Source organism: Dyella sp. CR10 (assembly GCF_055814425.1).
The window spans coordinates 968,418-987,234 of record NZ_CP185986.1; the positions used below are offsets into that span (position 1 = coordinate 968,418).

Consider the following 18,817-nt stretch of genomic DNA (forward strand, 5'->3'; position numbering starts at 1 on the left):
TCATGCCACAGCCTCGGCGGCTTGCGCCGCCGGCAGGGTAAAGGGAGCGGTGCGCGCCAGGCGACGCTCCACCGCATCGGTGAAGACGCGCGGCGACAGCAGCTGCATCTCGCCCGCCAGCGTCACCGCCACCTGCACGGTGGCGCCGCGGGTCAGGCGCTCGCCGGTCGCGGCGTCGCGGATCAGGTAATGCACTTTCAGCCGGTTGTGCCATTCGACCAGCTCTGCGGTGACCACCGCGCGCTGCCCGAAGCGCGCCGGGCGTACATAGCGCAGTTGCAGATCGACCACCGGCCACACGTAGCCGGCGGCCCTCATCTGCGTGTAGTCGTGGCCGATGTCGCTGAGCAGGGCGCAGCGGGCGATTTCCAGATACTTCACGTAGTGGCCGTGCCAGACCACGTCCATGGAATCGACGTCGAAGAACGGCACCAGCACGTCCGTGTCGACGCTCAACACGCCTTTAGCGCGCATCGCGGCCCCCTTTGTCCGGCATGCGCCAGTACGGATAGAAATTGAACCACTGCTGCGGCGCTTCCAGGCAACGCTGGCCGAGCCAGTCGGCATAGCCCTGCACCCACGCGCGGATGGCCTCGTCGCGCTGGCCGCGCGGCCAGGTGGTGTGCTCCACATAAGGCTCCAGATGGATGCGATAGCGCCCCTCCACCTTGATGCAGCAGATCAGGTTGACCGGGCAGCGCAGCAGGCCGGCCATCAGCCAGGGCCCCTGCGGGAACGGTGCGGGGTGGCCGAGGAAATCCGCCTTTACGCAACGCTCGCCGTGCAGCGGCACGCGATCGCCGGCGATGGCCAGCCATTCGCCGCGTTCGAGCCGCTGCGACAAGTCCATCATCAGCGCGGCATCCAGCTCGCTTACCTGGATCAGCCGCAGGCGCTGTTCGCCGGCTTCGCCGAGCAGGCGGTTGAAGCGCGCCACGTGGCGGTTATGCACCAGCACATTGAGCGGCACCTGCTCGCCCAGCTCGGCCATCGCGCGCGAGACATCGAGGTTGCCCAGGTGCGTGCACACCAGGATCTGCCCGCGGCCGCCATGGCGCCCGGCCAGCAGCCGCTCGCGCACGCCATGCGGATCGTGCAGCTCCACCTGTTCCAGCCGCAGCTTGCCGTTCCACACGTCCAGGCGGTCGAGCAGGCATTCGGCGAAGGCCATGTACTGGCCGAACACGCGGCGCGTGCTCGGGCCAAGCGCAGGCACGCCGGCCCAGGCTGCCAGGCGCTCCTGATATTCGCGCACCGCGCGGCGCGTGCGGGCGCTGGACAGGAAGAAGTACGCGACGATCCCATGCAGCATCGGCGCCAGCGCACGGCGCCCGAGGCGGCGCGCCACCAGCGCGGTGAACTTCATCAGCACGAAGCTGCCACGCTCCTTCTGCGCGGCCCAGTGGCGCACGCCGTCGGCGGACGCACTCGCGGCGAGGTCGTCGTTCATGCGGCGCCTCCTTCCCAGGCGAAGCGGCCGGAAGAAGCCTCGGTGTCGCCGAGCAGATAGGCGAAATGCAGGCGATGTGCCGCCGCATCGTGGCGCAGCCGCAACAGCGGGCGATCGCCCGGGCGCAGCAGATTCTGGAACTTCAGCATCTCCATGCGGCGGCAGGCGCGGGGCGTGCCGAAGCGCTCCGCGCCGAACGCCAGCGCCCATTGCAGCTGCAGCACGCCGGGCAGCACGGGCAGCGTAGGGAAGTGATCGTCGAAGCAATCCAGGTCCAGCGGCAGGCGCAGCGCCAGGGCCAGCGCGCCAGCGTCGCCGGCGTGTTCGCCGTCGATGAGCGCCGCCGTCGGCTGCGGCTGCCGCAGTACGGTTTCGGCCTCGGGCTGTGCCCAGTCGTCGCATAGCCGCCACGCGGCCGGCGTCGGCGCACCGTGTTCGGCCAGCCAGGTACGCCACGCATTCAACAGCGCTTGCCGTCCATGCGCGCGCAGCACGTCGACGCCGGCGCCGGAAGGCAGCACGGCGGCACCGTCCGCGCACATCGCCGCACGCGTCACCCAAGGGTGCGCGGCGAGGACGCCGGCGACGGTCTCCCAGGCAGTCACGCGGCTTTCCTCAACCGGCGGCGCAGCAGCCATTCGCCGCCGAACAGCACGCCCATGATCAGGTAGGCGATGAAACCGTTGTACAGCGTCCACCACTTCAGCGGCGCCCACAGCGTCAGCGCCGTGGACATCAGGCCGTTGAACACGAAGAAACCCACCCACACCCAGGTCACTTTGCGCGTGTAGGGAATCGCCTCCGGCGGCAGCTCCGGCTCGCGCACGCGCGCGATGCGCTCGACCATCGGCGGGCCGTACTTGAGGCTGATGCCGAACACGAACAGCAGCAGCGCGCTGATCAGGGTGGGATACCAGCGCAGCATCAGCGCTTCGCCACTGAAGGCTAGCATCACGCAATAGGCCAGCGCCGCGCCCAGCATCCAGTGGCCGCCCGGCTGGCGCAGCAGCGCCGGCGCGCGGATCAGCCATACCGCGCCCAGGATCAGCGCGAACACCGGCGTGGAGACGTGCTCCATCCCGAAGTACACGAAGAAGGGATAGAGCAGGCCGATGACCGGCAGCAGGATGGAGCTCAGTTTGCGCATGCGGCCCGTTGCGATTCGACGAAAGCGGCGAGGCTGGCCACCGTCTCGAAATGCCGGCGGGCATCGCGCGAGTCGGAGGCGATCTGGATGTCGTAACGCTTCTGCAGCGCCAGCGCCAGTTCCAGCGCATCGACCGAATCCAGGCCCAGGCCCTGGCCGAACAGCGGCTGTTCCGGCGGGATGTCGCCGGCCTGCATACCCTCCAGGCTCAGGGTGTCGATGATCAGCTGGGCAATGTCCTGTTGCAGTGCATTCATGGCGATGCGAGTTCCTTCAGATAGAGGCGGTGCAGATGTTCGTTGAGACGTCGCGAGGCTATCGGCAGCGGCGCGGCGTCATTGAACGTGTTCGGCTGGATGTCCTCACCGACGCGCACCCGCACATGGATGCGGCGGTCGGGAATGCGGTACCAGGGCTCGGCCTTGGTCAGCGTGGTGGGGTTGACGGTGATGAATACCGGCGTGATGACGCGTGCGCCGCGCAGCGCGATGGCCGCGGCGCCGCGGTGGAACACCGGCGCGTGGCCAGGCGTGGTGCGCGTGCCCTCGGGAAACACGATCAGCGTCTGGCCTTCGCGCAGCACGTCGGCGGCCTGCTCGAGCATCTCGGGGCTGCCGTTGTTGCTGATGTATTCGGCGGCGCGCACCGGGCCGCGCATGCAGGGATTGCGCCACAGGCTCTGCTTGACCACGCAGTTGGCGTCGCCCATCAGCGAGCCCAGGAAGACCACGTCGATCAGCGAGGGATGGTTGGCGATCACCATCTGTCCCGGTTTGCCCAGGCGCTCGCCGCCATCGACCTGGAAGGTGAGCACGCCGCTGCGATGCATGAACCAGACATGCAGATGGAAGGCGCGCCGGATCGCCGCGCGCACGCGGCGGCGATGCGCCAGTCGGCCACCCGGCAGCAGCGACAGCAGCGGGAACCACAGCAGCCGCAACGCCAGGCCGCCCACGCCGAAGAGCAGGAAGCTCATGCCCGTGGCGAGCAGCCGCCACCAGTAGAAATCGCGCCGTCGGCGCATCGTCAGGGCGTCGGCTGCCATGTCCATCGGCGTTGTTTCCAGGCGTGAGTGAGCGGAACCCGCGGCGCGTGCAATGCGCGCAGGAACGACAGCGCGTGCGGCCACGCGGCGGCCGCATCGTTGGTGTTGCGATCCAGCCGCAGGCGCCACGCGGCGTTCGGCGGTACGGCGTCCTGCGCGCGAGCGGCGCCTACGCGCAGGGCTACCGCGTAGGAGAACGGCACGTCGTCGATCCAGCTGTCGTAGGCGGCCGGCGGACGCTCCTCGGCCAGCACCACCAGGGCCGCGGGTGCGCCGCCGTCCAGCAGCATCGCTGCTTCCAGCATGGCGTGTTCGAAGGTGTCGGCCTCGCCGGCGATGGCGCTGGCCTCGCCGCGCTGTCCGCGCAGGATCGACCATTGCCCGGCGATGGCGTTGTGCACCGACAGCCCGAACGAGGTGGGCGACAGCGGCTGGCCATCGGCCACGTCGCCGAGCAGGGCGTAGGTGCGTTGTGTTTCGCCGTGGCGCGAGGCGAACACCAGCGGCAGCTGCTCGTCGTCGCCGCACAGCGGCCACGCGGTCTCCAGCGCCATGCGTGCCATGCGGCTCAGCCGGCGGCGCTGCATCGGCGGCAGGAAGGCGCAGTCGGGCTGCTCGCCCTGGTCGGCGGGCGTCCACGGTTCGCGCGCCCAGGCAAGCCACGCCGCTTCGTCGGTGAGCGACGGCGCCCAGGCGCGCCAGGCGGCGATACGCAGATCGATCATGCGGCGGTCTCCGCGGCGCCGAACATCAGCGCGGCGCAGCTGCCGCCGAAGCCGAAGCTGTTGGACAGCACGCTGTCCACGCGGCGCGCGACCGGCGCGGCGAGCAGCGGCGCCTCGGCGAAGGCGGCATCCGGCGTGTCCACCGGCGTGCCGGAAGCAAGGAAACCTTCCTGCAGCATCAGGATCGAAGCCACCGCATCGAGCGCGCCGGCCGCGGCCGGCGCATGGCCGAGCAACCCTTTGATCGACGACATCGGCGGCACCGCCGCGCCGCGCTCGGCGAACACGCCGGCGATGGCCTCCCATTCGGCGAGATCGCCCTGCGGCGTGGAGCAGGCGTGCGTGTTGATGTAGCCGGGCAGCGTGGCGGCCTGGTCCAGCGCCTCGCGCATGGCGCGCGCGATACCCTCGGCGCCGGACATCACCATGCTCTGCGCATCGGTGGCCGCGCCATAGCCGAGCACTTCGGCCAGCACCCTGGCGCCACGCGCACGCGCATGCTCCAGCGATTCGAGCACCAGCGCGCCGGCGCCGGCGGCCAGCACCAGGCCATCGCGCCCGGCGTCGTAAGGACGCGAGGCGCGTTCGGGATGTTCGTTGCCATTCACCGACAAAGCGGCCATGGCGTCGAACCATAGCGCGGTGGTGTCGTGCAGTTCTTCGCTGCCGCCGCACAGCACCACGTCCTGGCGGCCCAGCTGGATCAGTTCCATGGCCTGGCCGATGGCGTGCGCCCCGCTGGTGCAGGCCGAGCTGACCACGTGGCTGCGCCCGCCGATGCCGAACGCATGCGCCAGGCCGGCGGCCAGCGCGCTGCTCATGCCGCGCGGCACGATGAACGGCGACAGCTTGGCCACGCCGCGGGTGTGGAAGCTGTGCAGGGCCGCCTCGTGCTCGCTCAGCGCCGCGCCGCCGCCCATCACCAGGCCGCAGCGTGGCGAGGCGAGCGCGGTCTCGGCGAGGCCGGCCTGTGCGATGGCTTCGCGCAACGCCTGCCAGCCGTACCACGTGGTGGCGGGAAGAAAACGGCGCAGCTTGCGCGGCGGTTCGTCCAGCGCGCTTTCGTCCACCGGCCCGCCGACATGGCAGCGCATGCCCAGCGCGGCGAGGCGCTCCATATGGCGGATGCCGCTGCGGCTGTGGCGCAGCGCGTCGAGCAGCCCCGCGTTGCCGATGCCAGCGCACGACACCGAGCCCATGCCGGTGATCACGACGCGTGGCGTGGCGGTGCGGCGCTGCGGTGCGGCGTTCATGCGTCAGCGGCCTTGAAGATCAGCGACGTATTGATGCCGCCGAACGCGAAGTTGTTGTTCATCACGTATGGCGTATCGATCGCGCGGCCTTCACCCACGATGTAGTCGAGCGTGGCGCACTCCGGATCGATCTCGTCGAGATTGATGGTCGGCGCGAACCAGCGTTCGCGCATCATCTCGATCGCCCACCACGATTCCAGCGCGCCGCAGGCGCCCAGCGTGTGGCCGACGTAGCTCTTCATCGAACTGACCGGCACGCGGTCGCCCATCACGCTGGCGGTGGCATGGCTCTCGGCCACGTCGCCGCGATCGGTGGCGGTGCCGTGCGCGCTGACATAGCCGATGCGTTCCGGTGCGAGGCCGGCATCGTCCAGCGCCATGCGCATCGCCACGGCCATGGTCTCGCGCGTGGGCTGGGTGATGTGGGCGCCGTCGGAGTTGCAGCCGAAGCCGACGATCTCCGCGTAGATGCGCGCGTCGCGCGCCTTGGCGTGCTCGTATTCCTCCAGCACCAAAGTCACCGCGCCTTCGCCGACGACCAGGCCGTCGCGCTTGCGGTCGAACGGGCGCGGCGTGTGCTGCGCGTCGTCATTGCGCGTGCTGGTGGCGAACAAGGTGTCGAACACCGCCGCGCCTGGGCCGGAGAGTTCCTCCGCGCCGCCGCACAGCATCAGCGTCTGCTTGCCCTGCTGGATCGCTTCATAGCCGTAGCCGATCGCCTGGCTGCCGGAGGTGCAGGCGCTGGAGGTGGGAATGATGCGGCCCTTGAGGCCGAAGAACACGCCGACGTTCACCGCCGTGGTGTGCGCCATCATCTGGATATAGCTGGTCGCGGTCACGCCCTGCATCGAACCGGTGTTGAGCATGTGGCCCATCGCACCGATCGGCTCCACGCTGCCGCCGGAGGAGCCGTAAGCCACGCCCATGCGGCCGTCGCTGATCCGCGCATCGCCTTCGAGTCCCGCGTCGCGCAGCGCGCGCTCGCTGGCGGCCACGGCCAGCTGCGCCACGCGACCCATCGAGCGCACCTGCTTGCGCGGCCAGCCGGGCAACTCGAAATCGTCGACCGGACAGCCGAGGCGTCCGTTGAGCGCGTCGAAGTAATCCCACTCGGGCATGTAGCGCACCGCGTTGCGGTAGGTGCGCAGCCGCAACGCGATGGCGGACCAGTCATGGCCCAGCGGTGTGATGCCGCCGATGCCGGTGATCACGACGCGCTTCATCGGGCGCCTCGCATGAGGAAAGAACAGTTCATGCCGATACGTACTCGCGAACAGGCCGGGCCACCGGCACCAGCAGTGCGGTGAAGCCGATGCCCAGCAGAAGGGTGATGCCGAAATGCTGCAGCGCAGGCATCGAGCTCAGCGCCAGCAGGCCGAAGGAGAGCAGGGCGGTGGCCGCCGAAAGCAGCACGCCCGCGTAGGCCGCGCCCGGCACATGGGCAGCGTGCGGTTCGCCTTCGTGCAGGAACACGGCGTAGTTGGCGCCGACGCCGAGCACCAGCATCAGCGCCATCCAGTGGAACAGGGTCAGCGGCTGCCCGAGCCAGCCCAGCGCGGCCAGCGTCAGGCCGATGCCGAGCAGCGGCGGCGCCAGCACGCGCGGCGCGGCGCGGCGATAGCGCCAGGCGAACGCCGCGGCGACCGCGACCGCCGCCGCGGCCAGCCACAGGCTGGCGTATTGGCGATAGCGGCCGAACAGGGTGGAGATGCTGGCCGGCTTGTCCACGAAGGAGACGCCCGGCAGCGCCGCGGCCACCGCGCGCAGTGCGGATGCGTCGGCATTGCCTTGCGGCAGCACGATGGAGGCGATGCCGCGCGCGCCTTCGTCCATCCACAGATAGCGATACGGCGTGCTGGCCGGCAGCTTGAGCCAGGCGGCCGGTTCGAGCGGATGGCCGGGCCACGTCGCGAGATAGGCATCGGCCGCTTCCGCGCGCAGTCCCGCCTGCGTCATCAGCGCAAGCAGCCGCGCGCGGTCGGCGAACAGCGGGGCGAGCAGGGCCGCGTCGGCCTGCTGGCGCGCGAGCGAAGGCAGCATCGCGGCCATGCCGAGCCAGCCGTCGAGCTTGCCGTCGGCGGCAAGTGCCCGCAGGCGGGCCTCCAGTGCTTCGCCGCGCTGAAGCACCTGCTCGGCGCTGTCGCCGGTCACCAGCAGAAACTGGGTGCCGCCGCCGATGCCGGCGATCTGCCCGATGCGGGCTTCCTGCCGGGTGAGTTCCGCGGGCGGTGCGATCAGCAGCCGGATGTCGTCGTCGTGGCCGAGCCGCCACCAGCCGGGCAGGGCGAAGGCGAGCGTCAGCGCGAAGGCGACCATGGCCGCACGGCCATGCCCGAGGCGGCCCGCGCCGCGCTGCAGCGCGCGCGCGAGGCCTGTCAGCGATGGCGCCAGCGGCCGCCGCGCCGGGCGGCGCAGCAGCGCGGGCAGCAGCAGGAACACGCTCAGGCAGGCGGCGCTCATGCCGGTGATGGCGAAGCAGGCCATCTGGCGCAGCGCCGGAAACGGCACCAGCCCGAGCAGGGCATAGCCCAGCAGCGACGTAGCCAGTGCCAGTAGCAGTGCCGGACGTACCTGGCGCAGACCGCACGCCGGCTCCCACGCGGGCCCCGCGTTGGCGCGCGCGCACAAGTACTGGATCGAGTAATCCACCGCTTCGCCCAGCAGTGCGGCGCCGAACACCAGCGTGAGCAGGTGGATGCGCCCGAACACCAGCACGGTCACGGTGATGGCGCAGGCCACGCCGATCGCGGTGGACAGGAACGCGAGCAGCAGCGGACGCGGCGAACGGTAGGTCCACATCAACAGCAGCGCGATGCCCAGCGTGGAAGCGATGCCCACCACATGCACGTCGCGCTCGGCGGATGCGCGCGCGGCGGCGGCGTGGAACACCGCGCCGGCGCGCAGCAGTTCGATGCCGGGATGCGCCTGGATGGTCGCCGCTTCCGCGCGCGCCAGCGCGGCCAGCGAATCGCGCTGCACGCGGTCGTCGTAGGCCGAGCCGCGCAGCGTGGCGATCACCATCGCGTAGGTGCGATCGTCGCGGTGGGCGACGAGCAGGTCGTCTTCCGGCAGCAGCGACGAGCGGTTCCACGGCTGCTGGTCCAGCCAGTGCTGCAGCCAGCCGAACGGATCCTCGCCCAGGCTGGTGCCCACGCCGGCGAGGAACGGTTCGTTGAGGCGGCGCGCCAGCGCCTGCGCTGGATCGAACCCGGGCTGCGCGAGTGCGGCGCGATCGGCGTCAGTCAGCAGCTGAAAGCGGTGAGCGAGATAGGGAGCGACCAGGTCGCGCAGATCGAACGGCGGCAGCTCGGCGGTCACCGCGGCGAATGCAGGCTCGGCGGCAAGGCGGCGGCCAAGCTCGCGCGCGGCGTCCTTCGCGACCGCATCGTCGGCATGGCCGAGCAGCAGCACCATGCGGTCGCCACTGGCGTGGGCCAGGCGTTCCACCGCGTCCTCGGCCAGCGGATCGCGCTCGGTCGCCGGCAACATCGCCAGCAGGTCGGTCTGGATGGGCGATGCCCCGCGGCCGAACAGCAGCCAACCGCCGAGCAGGACCAGTGCGAGCACGGCCACGACGAACGTGGCCGTGCCGGCCAGGCGCGGCGAACGGGCGGGCGCGTTCATGGAGGCATGCCCAGGGCGCGTTGTTCGAGCGTGCTCAGCGGACCGGCCTCGCGCGTATCGGCGAACTGGATGCGCGTGCTTTCGCCGTTCTCCATGTCCACCACGATCCCTTGCAGGAATTCGCCGCCGCTCAGCTCGATGCGGCGAAGCACGCGTGCCATGCGGGCTTGGCGCGGAGTGAAGCGCAGCGTCCATTGCGCGCGGCTGCCCTCGGCGGCCACGTCGAACTGGCGCAGGGCCTCGTCGGGCTTGCCCGAAAGCATGCCTTGCAGCATCTGCGACACCTGCGCCACGCCGCGGTCGCCGCGCACCGGCTGCGGGCGACCATCCTCGTTCACGCGGGCGGCGCGTTCGCCGGTGAGCGCGAGGGTTTCCTGGTATGGCGCCTGGACCTGCCACAGCATGCCGCGGCCGAGTACGAACAACAGCTTGCCGCTGCTGGATTGCGGTTGCGCCAGGGCGGGGTTTTCGCGTGTCTGGGTGAAGCCGGCGCGCACGGCGGCATGGCGGCCCAGCTCGTCCAGCACTTCGCGCAGCAGGTCCGGCGACTGCGCATGCGCGGCGAGTGCCGCGCACCAGCCCAGCATGATGGCGATCAGGCGGCGCATGGCGCCTCCGCGCGGCGCAGCCGGCGCCACAGCAGGGTGGGCGCCCGCGGCAGCATGCCCAGCAGCAGGCGGGTGTGCATGGCCGAGATGCGCAGGTTGTCGCGCCACATGCGGAAATGCGACAAACCGTTCTCCGGATAGATCACCCGCGTGGGCAGGTTGCGCACCGGCACGCCGCGCCAGTACAGGCGTACGGCGATCTCGGTATCGAAATCCATGCGCGCCGGCAGCGGCTTGCGCGCGATCTCGGCGCGGGTCGGCGCCAGCGGGTACAGACGAAAGCCGCACATCGAGTCCTGGATGTCCAGCGACAGCGTCTCCACCCATACGAAGAAGTGCGTGACGTAGCGGCCGTAGAGACGCGCGCGCGGCACGCTGTCGTCGTACACCGGCTTGCCGCAGACCATCGCGCGCGGATCGGCCTCGGCTTCGGCGAGGAAGCGCGGCACGTCGGCCACGTCGTGCTGGCCGTCGGCGTCGATCTGCAGCACGTGCGTGTGGCCGGCCTCATGCGCGGCGATGAAGCCGGCGCTCAGCGCGCGGCCCTTGCCCTGGTTCTGCGGCAGGCGCAGCAGGCGGATGCCGTCCTCGGTGGCGAGCACGTCCAGCACCGCGCGCGTGGCCGCGTCGCTGCCATCATCCACCACCAGCACGGGCAGGCCGTGCGCACGCAGCGCCCTCGCCGTGGCCGCGATGGTGTCTTTGTGGTTGTAGATGGGAATGACTGCGCAGGGCGAGAACGCCCCGGCGCCACCGGCACGGATCTGCATCGGCGAAAGATCCGCGCTCAGCGCTCGAGCAGCGTCTTCACCGTGGCGACGACGTCGCTCACCGTGCGCACGCTCTTGAAATCCTCGGGCTTGATGCGGGTGCCGGTCATGTCCTGCACGTGGATCGCCAGATCGACCGCGTCGATGCTGTCCAGCTCCAGATCGGTGAACAGATGCGCGGCCGGCGTGACGCGGGCCGGCTCGATCTCGAAGGTGTCGTGCAGCACCTGTCGCAGACGGGCGAGGATGTCCTCGTCGCTGATGCCGCTGGCCATGATCGTGCTCATAGAGAATCCCTGTTCTGTGCGCGCTCGGTACGTTCCCTGTCGCGTCGTGCGGTGCCCGCGGACCGGCCGGCCCTGCACGGGCCAACACGGGAGCGCGACGGCGTCCTGGTAAGACGTAGCCGTGTTGTGCTTCTTCTCGTTGGATCAACTACCCGCGAGGCGGGTCCCCTGTTTTTTGCCTTGCCATGAGGCGAGGCGGTGCCGCTCGTAACTTATGGCGCCCATGCTACCAGAATCGCCCCGGGAGCTCGCCCCCGCCGGAAGTCCTGGCCCCTCAGGCGCCGTCCAGTTCGCCGGCCAGCTGAGCGAGGCGCTGGCGTTGCGCGAGGATCAGCCCGAGCTGGGCGAGCACCAGGCGCGCGGTTTCGTCCTCCGCGGCGGCGGACGGTACCGGCGTCGACGCCAGGTCGGCGGGCGTGTCGTGGGCGGCGAGGTCGGCGGCGAGACGTTCCAGGGACGCCACCGCTTGGGCGCCTGCCTCCAGTACCGCCTCGCGCGCCGGCCCGGATGCGATGGCTTGCCGGTTGGCGCCGAGTGCCGACAGGTGGCCAAGCAGGCTGTGCGCGGCGCTGAGGAAGCGCAGCGGCGCCTCGCTGCCCGGGCGGTACCGCCCGGGTTCGCGGAGCATGTTGGACAGCACGCCGCTCAGGGTCGCGTCGGCGTTGTGCGCGTCGCGCCGGGCGATGCGGTAGGCGAGGCTGTCGTGCCGCCCGCCGGCATACTGCGCCAGGATGCTCTCCAGGTAGCGCGCGTCGCAGCGCACCGTATCGGCCAGCACCGCGTGCAGCCGGCGGCCCTGCCAGTCCGGCAGCACCAGGTGCACCGCCAGCGCCGCGATCGCCACGCCGATCAGCGTGTCGAGCATGCGTGGCCACATCACCTCGTAGCCGCGCCCCACCTGGTTGAAGCACAACACCACGAACAGGGTGATCGCTGCCGTGGCCAGCGTGTAGCGGCGCTGGCGCGCGGCGAAGAACACCACGCCGGCCACGATCAGCAGCGGCACCTGTACCGTCTCGAACGGCAGCAGCCGCAGCGCGGCCCAGCCGGCGACCAGGCCGGCCAGCGTGCCGGCCATGCGCTCGAGCAGGCGCCGGCGGGTGGCGCCGTAGCTGGGCTGGCACACCAGCAGCGTGGTCAGCAGGATCCAGTAGCCGTTCTGCGGATGGACCACGCGCAGCACGCCGTAGCCGGCCAGCAACGCCAGCGCCAGGCGCAGCGCGTGGCGGAAGCGGAACGAGCGCGGCGTGAACTGGATGCGGATGCGCTCCCACGCTTCGGCCAGGTCGCGCGGTCCCGGATCCTGCAAGGCGCTGTCTTCGCCCGGTATCGGGCCGGCCGGCGGCGTTTCCCGCTCCAGCAACGATTGGATCGCGCCCATGTTACGCAGGAGCGCATCGAGCGAACGCAGCAGGTGCGCCGCCGGTGGGGCTGCCTGCGCGCGCAGCGCCTCGATCGCCTGGCGCACGTCGTCCAGCGCGGCAGGGGCGTCGGGATCGGCACGCAGCGGCACGCGCAGGCGCAGCGCGGCCGCGCGGCGACGGCACAGCTCGGCATGGCGGCGCAGCAGATGCTCGCAGCGGAACAGCACGTCGCTGTGGAAGAACGCTTCAGCCAGCGCCTCGTACGGGTAGTGCGAGGAACTGACGCGCTCGTGGATGTCCTGCGCGGCGAAATACAGGCGCAGCCGCGCCGCGGTGGGGCCGCGCGGCCGGCGCGGGCCGATGCGGTCCAGCAGCACCAGGCGCGTCTCGTTCAATGCCCGTACCACCGCTTCATTGCGCATGGCCAGCGCCAGCTGCATGCCTTCACGGTCCAGCCCGGGCAGCGGCGCGAACAGCGCGGCCTTGCCGTCGAGGTAGGCGGCCAGCGCATCGAAGGTGCGCGCCAGCGCGTGGCGCACCGCCTGTTGCGGCGACAGCGCGCTCCACAGCAGCGACAGCACGCCGTACCAGGCAGCGCCGGCCAGCAGCAGGCCGGGTTCGCGCAGCGGATCGGCGCGCACGGCCGCATCGGCGCCGATCATCGTGTACACCGACAGCAGCAAGGTGGCGCCGGCAATGGTGGCGTAGCGCTGGCTGACCGCGCCCAGCATCACCAGCGCGAAGGTCGCCAGCGGCAGGCCCAGCGCGAACAGCGGCGGGTACGGCAGCAGCTGTTCGACCGCAAACGCGGCGACGGCGAAGCAGGCGAGCGTCACCAGCAGCGTGCCGAGCCGGTTGCGCCAGTGGTCTTCGGTTTCGGCGAGGGCACAGGCGATCACGCCCAGCAGCGCCGGGATCGCATCGGCGAAGCGCCTTTCGGCCAGGCAATAGAGCACCACGCCGCCGAGGCCCAGCAGTACGCGCAGGCATTCGGCGAAGCGGTCGGAGCCGCGCAGGCGGCGCCAGTTTTCGATGAGGGAGGCGGGGAGGACGGTCACGCGTGCGAGGATACGACGCGCGTGCCGTCGGGATGCTGTCCGGCGGCGATACCCTTGAACAGCGATCGTTGCGCGGCCACGCCTGTCATCACGCCGGCCGCCGCGCCGCGCGTGGCATGGGTGAATGATGTGGCGGCATCGCTGGCGGCGAAGACGCCCGGCGCGCTGGTCTGCTGCATGCCGTCCGTGCGGGTTGCGGCGGTGTGTTGGTCTTGGTCGCGCTGGTGTTGGGTTGTCGCGATCTGGCCGCTTATGCGGCGGGCGTTTCTGTGGGGCGTCCTGTTGTTTGGGTTATCGCGACCTGGCCGCTTATGCAGCGGGCATTCCGGACGGCTGCCGCCGCCCGGGTCACTTTCTCTTTGCTGGCCCAAAGAGAAAGTAACCAAAGAGAAATGGCCTGAGAGCCAAGGCTCGTGGCTGGACTATGGAGAGCGGTGGACGGTCATGGCAACGGATTAACCTGGGGCGATCCGAGGCCGCACTGCGGTTTCGGAACGGGGACTTCGAGGCATCCGTAGTGGAGAGGACGCAGGGAGGTAGATGGGGCTGGGTGGTTTTTCGCGCCTGGTTGCTTCGTGCGTTGCGCGGATAGGTGAGCGTGTCGCCTGTGCTTTCGACTGAGGGGATAGAAGCGGTGCGCTTCGTAGGGCCCCTCACCCCGGCCCTCTCCCCGGCGGGGAGAGGGAGAAGTGCGGGACCGCCGCAACGTGGCTCGGAGAGCGTCACGCAAACTCGTGAGGAGACGCCAAGGCAACCGCTCCTTGTCTATCTCCCTGTGTCCTCTCCACCACGGATGCCTCGAAGTCACCGTTCCGAAACCGCACGGCGGCCTCGCGTCGACTCAGGTTAATCCGTTGCCATGACCTATCCCTGCTCTCCTTAGTCCAGCCACGAGCTCTGGCTCTCAGGCCATTTCTTTTGGGTTACTTTTTCTTTGGGCCAGCAAAGAAAAAGTGACTCGGGCGGCGGCAGCCGTCCGAAACGCCCGCTGCGTAAGCGGCCAGATCGCGGTAACCCGACCAATAGCGCGACACCCAGAAACGCCAACTACGAAAGCGCCCAGATCGCGATAACCCACCAGCGCTGCGCCCAAAAAAAAACGCCCCCCACACGGGAGGCGTTTCCAAAACCAAACCAGTCGATGCGGCTTACTGCCCGCGCATCCGGCCCGCAAAACGCGGTGCGCCATTACCCATGTGCGGCAGCTTGATCTTGCCGATCGCCGAAATGCGCTCCTCCGCCAGGCGATCCGCCGCCTTGTAGGTCGGCACATTCTCCGACTTCGAGATCTCGAAGATGCGGCCCAGGTTGTAATAGATCGTGCGCATCATGCGCATCGCACGCTCGCGGTTGTAGCCGTCGATCTCCAGCGACACGTTCATCACGCCGCCGGCGTTCACCGCGTAGTCCGGCGCGTACAGCACGCCGCGGCGGGTCAGCTCGTCGCCGATCGCGTCGGTGGCCAGCTGGTTGTTGGCGGCGCCGCAGATGATCTTGGCCTTGATGCGGTCGATGGTCTGCTCGTTGAGCGTGCCGCCCAGCGCGCAGGGCGAGTACACGTCGGCGTCGACGTCGTAGATCTCGTCCAGGCCCACGGCTTCGCAACCCAGTTCGTCCACGCAGCGCTGCACCGCATCCTTGTTGATGTCGGTGACGAACACCTTCGCACCCTGCTCGCGCAGCAGCTTGATGAACTCGCTGCCCACGTGGCCGCAACCCTGCACGGCGTAGCTGTACTTGCCCACGTCTTCATTGCCGTGCTTGACCTGCAGCGCGGCCATCAGGCCCTGCAGGGTGCCGAACGCGGTGAACGGCGACGGGTCGCCCGAGCCGCCGTGCACCTGGTGCACGCCGGTCACGTATTCGGTCTCGCGGAACACGTATTCCATGTCGTTGACGTCGATGCCCACGTCTTCGGCCGTGATGTAGCGGCCGTTGAGCGAGTTGACGAAGCGGCCGAAGGCGCGGAACAGCGCTTCCGACTTGTCCTTGGAGGGATCGCCGATGATCACCGCCTTGCCGCCGCCCAGGTTCAGGCCGGCCACGGCGTTCTTGTAGGTCATGCCGCGCGACAGGCGCAGCACGTCGTTGACCGCATCCTGCTCGGTCTTGTACGGCCACATGCGCAGGCCGCCGAGCGCCGGGCCCAGCACCGTGTTGTGGATCGCGATGATGGCCTTCAGGCCGGCGTCCTTGTTGTGGCAGAAGACGACTTCTTCGTGACCCGTTTTGGCGATGGTTTCGAAAATCATTGGAACTCCACGTGGTGGCGCGGTTGGGGATGCGGTGGCCGGTCCGGCGGTCGCTGAAGAAAAATCTTCCCGCGGCCGTGCACGAGCCTGAAAGTCAAAGCCCCGACCAGAGGTCGGGGCGGGAATACAGTCGAATATTCTAGTACGGCCTCGGAGCAATCGCTGCTGCGACGCAGCACCTGCCCGAACGCGGGGGCAAGCGGCGCGTTCGCCCTGATCCGGCAGCGAAACAAAAGGCCCCGCCTGGGCGGGGCCTTCGATCCTGCAAGTCGGGCATGGGCGTCCGCGCGGACGCGCCGTCAGAACGTGAGCGTGGCGCGCACCCAGTAATACCGTCCCATCACGTCATAGGTGGCCACGTCGGTGTTCGAGTTCGTCACGTTGTTCTGGTAGAGCAGCGGCGGTTGCTTGTCGGCGAGGTTATCGACGCCGATGTCCAGGCGCGTATGCCACGGCTTCACCTCGTAGCCGGCCTGCACGCTGTGATAGGCATACGCGCCGACCTTGCGTACCACTGCGGGGACGGAGAGATCGGCGGACAGCTGCTGGCGCTCGTCCGCGCTGCCGACCTCGGTGCGACCGACATAGCGGATGCGCCAGCTGGCGCTCCACGGTCCGCGCGACCAGCTCAGCGTGGCCAGTCCGCGCCAGCGCGGGAAGTTGCCGTAGGCATAGGTGTAGCGTCCGGCGTTGTGGATGGTCACCGAGGTGGGATCGGACGGATCGGGATTGACGTCGTAGCGCGCCACGTACGTCGTATCCAGGCGCAGGCCGAAGCGCCCGTAGCGCTCGGTGTCGAAGCGGTAGGCCACGGCGCTGTCCACACCCTTGGTGGAGAGCGCACCCAGGTTCACCGTCGGCTCGGCGACGTAGTTGATGTCGCCGCTGGCGAAGCGGTGGATGAAGCCGCAGAACGCGCTGGACGGATTGGCATAGCATTGATTGAGCACGGTCTGCGCCGAGATCGCGGTGATGGTGTCGTTGAGGTTGATGCGCCACACGTCGGCGCTCAGCGACAGCCCGGGCAGCCACTGCGGGTCGTACACCACGCCGAAGTCGAACGATTTGCCTTGTTCGGGCTTGAGCTTGTAGCCGGCGGCGATCGAGCCGGAAGTCTTGGCCGAGACCTGCGGGTTGGCCTGCTGGTAGCTGCCGTCGGTGGGCACGTTGGCGCAGGCCTGCGAATGGCCGCCGGTGTAGAAGTTGCACGGGTCGTTGACGGTGGGCGAGTCGCCCGCGATACCGGAGTAGAGCTCGCTGATGTTCGGCGCGCGGAAGACTTCGGACACGGTACCGCGCAGCAGCAGGTTCTCCACCGGGCGCCATTCCACGGCCAGCTTGCTGTTGGTGCTCTTGCCCGCGCTGCTGTAGTCGGACCAGCGCGTGCCCAGGGTCAGGTTGAGCGTCTGCGCCCAGGGCTGGCCTGACAGCAGCGGGATCAGCGTTTCGGCATAGGCCTCCTTCACGTTGAAGCTGCCGGCGAGCACAGAGCTGCAGAACTCGACCACGCCGCACAAGCCGTTGAGATCGGCGACCGCGAGCGGATCGGTGCGGGTCGAAGTGCTCTCCTTGCGGTAGGAAATGCCAGTGGCGAGATTGACCGTGCCGGCGGGCAGGTCGAACAGGTTGCCGTTGGCGTTGGCCTCGAACTGCTTGACCGTGTATTCGGTGGTCGTCGCCGGATTGCGCTGGATACTCTTGAGCGCCGCGATGGTGGTCGGGTCGTTGACGTTGAAGATGTTGATCGGCGTGCAGCCGGCGATCGGGTTGCCCGGCGTGCCGCAGGTCACCTTGCCGGTAGCCGAATCCAGATAAGAGGGGCCGAGCCCCTGCTGCAGGCCCGCATAGTCGAGGAAGCCGTAGTTGACCGACTTCTGCCGCACCTTGCCGTAGTTGAATGCGGCATCCCACTGCCACGAGCTGTCGCCAAAGTTGCCGCGCAGGCCCGGTGTCACCTGGAGGTTGTAGGTCTGGTAGGCGTAGCGGCGGTAGCCGAGCGTATTGAAGCGGGTGTTGAAGTCGCCGTTGTTGGCTCCGCTGACGCGGTCGGTGCCGAAGTCCACGCCGAACGGGTTGTAGTAGTTGCTCCTGGAGACGATGAAGTTGTCGCCGTTGGCGAACACGGGGACCGGCGCGAGCTGCGAGTCCGACTGCGTCTTGGTGTAGTAGAGGTTGCCGTAGGCTTCGATCGAATCGGTCAGCTTGTACTTGCCGAGCACGAAGAAGTTGTCGCGCTTCTGCGGCGTCTGCAGGATGTTGTCGCCCTGATAGTTGTAGCTGTCGGCCACGCTGTAGCAGTGATAGTCGCCGAGCGAGGTGGCGCCGCTCACGCCGTGGTTGAGCGCCACGCGCGAAGAACATCCCAGCGAATTGGCCAGCGCGCGCGGCAGGGTGATCGCGCCGTACGGGTTGGCCGAGGAGCCGCTGACGATCACTTTGCCGTCGGTAAGGTTGAGCGCGTCGCGCGAGAACGCGCGGTCGCGCGCGGACACCGCGTCCAGGCTCTGGTGGCCCAGGCCTGCCACGATGCTGCCGCGCTCGCCGCTATGGCCGGCGGTGAGGGTGAAGTTGCGGCGCAAGCCGTCGCTGCGGCTGCTCTCGGCGAAATCGCCGGATAGCTGTACGCCGTCGAAGCGTTCGCGCAGGATGAAGTTCACCACGCCGCCGATCGCATCCGAACCGTAGATCGCCGAGGCGCCGTCGCTGAGCACTTCCACGCGGTCGATCATGTTGGCGGGAATGCTGTTGACGTCGTTGTAGGCCAGGCGCACGCCATTGACCAGGATCAGCGTGCGCTTGTCGCCCATGCCGCGCAGCGAAATGGTCGCCGCGCCCGTGCCGCCGCCATTGTTGGTGTTGGCGTTGGTGGCGTTGCCGGCGATGGAGGGCAGTTCCTGCACCAGGTCGCCCAAGGTGGCCTTGCCGGTGGCGGCGATCTGCGACCGGTCGAGGGTGACCACCGGATTGGCGGTCTCCACGTCCACACGACGGATGCGCGAGCCGGTGACGGTGACACCCTCGAGATTCTTGGCCTTGTCCGGATTGGCGGCGTTTTCGCCAGTGGCGGCATCCTGCGCCCAGCCGTGGGCGGCGATGCTGAGCAGGGCGACACCGAGGGCGAACTTCACGGCATGGCTCAGGGCACGGCGGCCGAGCGGTGCGCGTGGACAGCGATAAGCGGATGGCAGAGCGGATCTGGGCAGCATGAGCGGGTACCTCGCATGGCGTGTGGCG

General features: G+C 69.1%; 17 protein-coding genes. All 17 read right to left on the reverse strand.

What is annotated here, in order from left to right; translation table 11 throughout:
* The 17 genes from ACNR9O_RS04495 to ACNR9O_RS04575 all read right to left on the reverse strand — a co-directional run bounded on the left by ACNR9O_RS04495 (position 1) and on the right by ACNR9O_RS04575 (position 18,789).
* On the reverse strand, positions 1–474 hold the full coding sequence (locus tag ACNR9O_RS04495) for an acyl-CoA thioesterase (protein ID WP_473682465.1): 474 nt from the start codon (positions 472–474) through the stop codon (positions 1–3).
* Positions 464–1,450: an LpxL/LpxP family acyltransferase gene (locus tag ACNR9O_RS04500; RefSeq protein ID WP_473682464.1), complete on the reverse strand. Its 987-nt coding sequence runs from the start codon at positions 1,448–1,450 to the stop codon at positions 464–466. The genes ACNR9O_RS04495 and ACNR9O_RS04500 overlap by 11 nt, the downstream gene beginning before the upstream one ends.
* Positions 1,447–2,055, reverse strand: coding sequence for an ApeI family dehydratase (locus ACNR9O_RS04505; protein WP_473682463.1), 609 nt, complete (start codon positions 2,053–2,055; stop codon positions 1,447–1,449). Before ACNR9O_RS04505 ends, ACNR9O_RS04500 begins: the two co-directional genes overlap by 4 nt.
* Complete coding sequence (locus ACNR9O_RS04510; RefSeq protein WP_473682462.1) at positions 2,052–2,597, reverse strand: COG4648 family protein; 546 nt, start codon at positions 2,595–2,597, stop codon at positions 2,052–2,054. Before ACNR9O_RS04510 ends, ACNR9O_RS04505 begins: the two co-directional genes overlap by 4 nt.
* Positions 2,585–2,854 carry a phosphopantetheine-binding protein gene (locus ACNR9O_RS04515; protein WP_473682461.1) on the reverse strand — a complete coding sequence of 90 codons (270 nt, stop codon included), beginning with the start codon at positions 2,852–2,854 and terminating at the stop codon, positions 2,585–2,587. Before ACNR9O_RS04515 ends, ACNR9O_RS04510 begins: the two co-directional genes overlap by 13 nt.
* Complete coding sequence (locus ACNR9O_RS04520) at positions 2,851–3,642, reverse strand: lysophospholipid acyltransferase family protein (protein WP_473682460.1); 792 nt, start codon at positions 3,640–3,642, stop codon at positions 2,851–2,853. Before ACNR9O_RS04520 ends, ACNR9O_RS04515 begins: the two co-directional genes overlap by 4 nt.
* Positions 3,624–4,367: a beta-ketoacyl synthase chain length factor gene (locus ACNR9O_RS04525; RefSeq protein ID WP_473682459.1), complete on the reverse strand. Its 744-nt coding sequence runs from the start codon at positions 4,365–4,367 to the stop codon at positions 3,624–3,626. Before ACNR9O_RS04525 ends, ACNR9O_RS04520 begins: the two co-directional genes overlap by 19 nt.
* Complete coding sequence (locus tag ACNR9O_RS04530; RefSeq protein WP_473682458.1) at positions 4,364–5,620, reverse strand: beta-ketoacyl-[acyl-carrier-protein] synthase family protein; 1,257 nt, start codon at positions 5,618–5,620, stop codon at positions 4,364–4,366. The genes ACNR9O_RS04525 and ACNR9O_RS04530 overlap by 4 nt, the downstream gene beginning before the upstream one ends.
* Complete coding sequence (locus ACNR9O_RS04535; RefSeq protein WP_473682457.1) at positions 5,617–6,843, reverse strand: beta-ketoacyl-ACP synthase; 1,227 nt, start codon at positions 6,841–6,843, stop codon at positions 5,617–5,619. Before ACNR9O_RS04535 ends, ACNR9O_RS04530 begins: the two co-directional genes overlap by 4 nt.
* A 28-nt stretch (positions 6,844–6,871) precedes the next feature.
* A complete protein-coding gene (locus ACNR9O_RS04540; RefSeq protein WP_473682456.1) occupies positions 6,872–9,244 on the reverse strand; it encodes an MMPL family transporter in 2,373 nt (790 codons plus the stop codon).
* Positions 9,241–9,852, reverse strand: a complete 612-nt coding sequence (locus ACNR9O_RS04545) for a LolA family protein (RefSeq protein ID WP_473682455.1) — start codon at positions 9,850–9,852, stop codon at positions 9,241–9,243. Before ACNR9O_RS04545 ends, ACNR9O_RS04540 begins: the two co-directional genes overlap by 4 nt.
* The gene (locus ACNR9O_RS04550) at positions 9,840–10,622 is read right to left on the reverse strand and encodes a glycosyltransferase family 2 protein (RefSeq protein ID WP_473682454.1); all 783 of its coding nucleotides are present in this window, start codon (positions 10,620–10,622) and stop codon (positions 9,840–9,842) included. Before ACNR9O_RS04550 ends, ACNR9O_RS04545 begins: the two co-directional genes overlap by 13 nt.
* A gap of 17 nt (positions 10,623–10,639) precedes the next feature.
* Positions 10,640–10,909, reverse strand: a complete 270-nt coding sequence (locus ACNR9O_RS04555; protein ID WP_473682453.1) for an acyl carrier protein — start codon at positions 10,907–10,909, stop codon at positions 10,640–10,642.
* A 274-nt stretch (positions 10,910–11,183) separates the two neighbouring features.
* On the reverse strand, positions 11,184–13,331 hold the full coding sequence (gene yccS, locus ACNR9O_RS04560) for a YccS family putative transporter (RefSeq protein ID WP_473682452.1): 2,148 nt from the start codon (positions 13,329–13,331) through the stop codon (positions 11,184–11,186).
* Positions 13,328–13,510: a hypothetical protein gene (locus ACNR9O_RS04565; protein WP_473682451.1), complete on the reverse strand. Its 183-nt coding sequence runs from the start codon at positions 13,508–13,510 to the stop codon at positions 13,328–13,330. The genes yccS and ACNR9O_RS04565 overlap by 4 nt, the downstream gene beginning before the upstream one ends.
* Positions 13,511–14,479: 969 nt before the next feature.
* Positions 14,480–15,583: a Glu/Leu/Phe/Val dehydrogenase dimerization domain-containing protein gene (locus ACNR9O_RS04570; RefSeq protein WP_473682450.1), complete on the reverse strand. Its 1,104-nt coding sequence runs from the start codon at positions 15,581–15,583 to the stop codon at positions 14,480–14,482.
* Positions 15,584–15,882: 299 nt separating this feature from the next.
* Complete coding sequence (locus ACNR9O_RS04575) at positions 15,883–18,789, reverse strand: TonB-dependent receptor domain-containing protein (RefSeq protein WP_473700702.1); 2,907 nt, start codon at positions 18,787–18,789, stop codon at positions 15,883–15,885.
* Between the last annotated feature and the right edge of the window lie 28 nt (positions 18,790–18,817).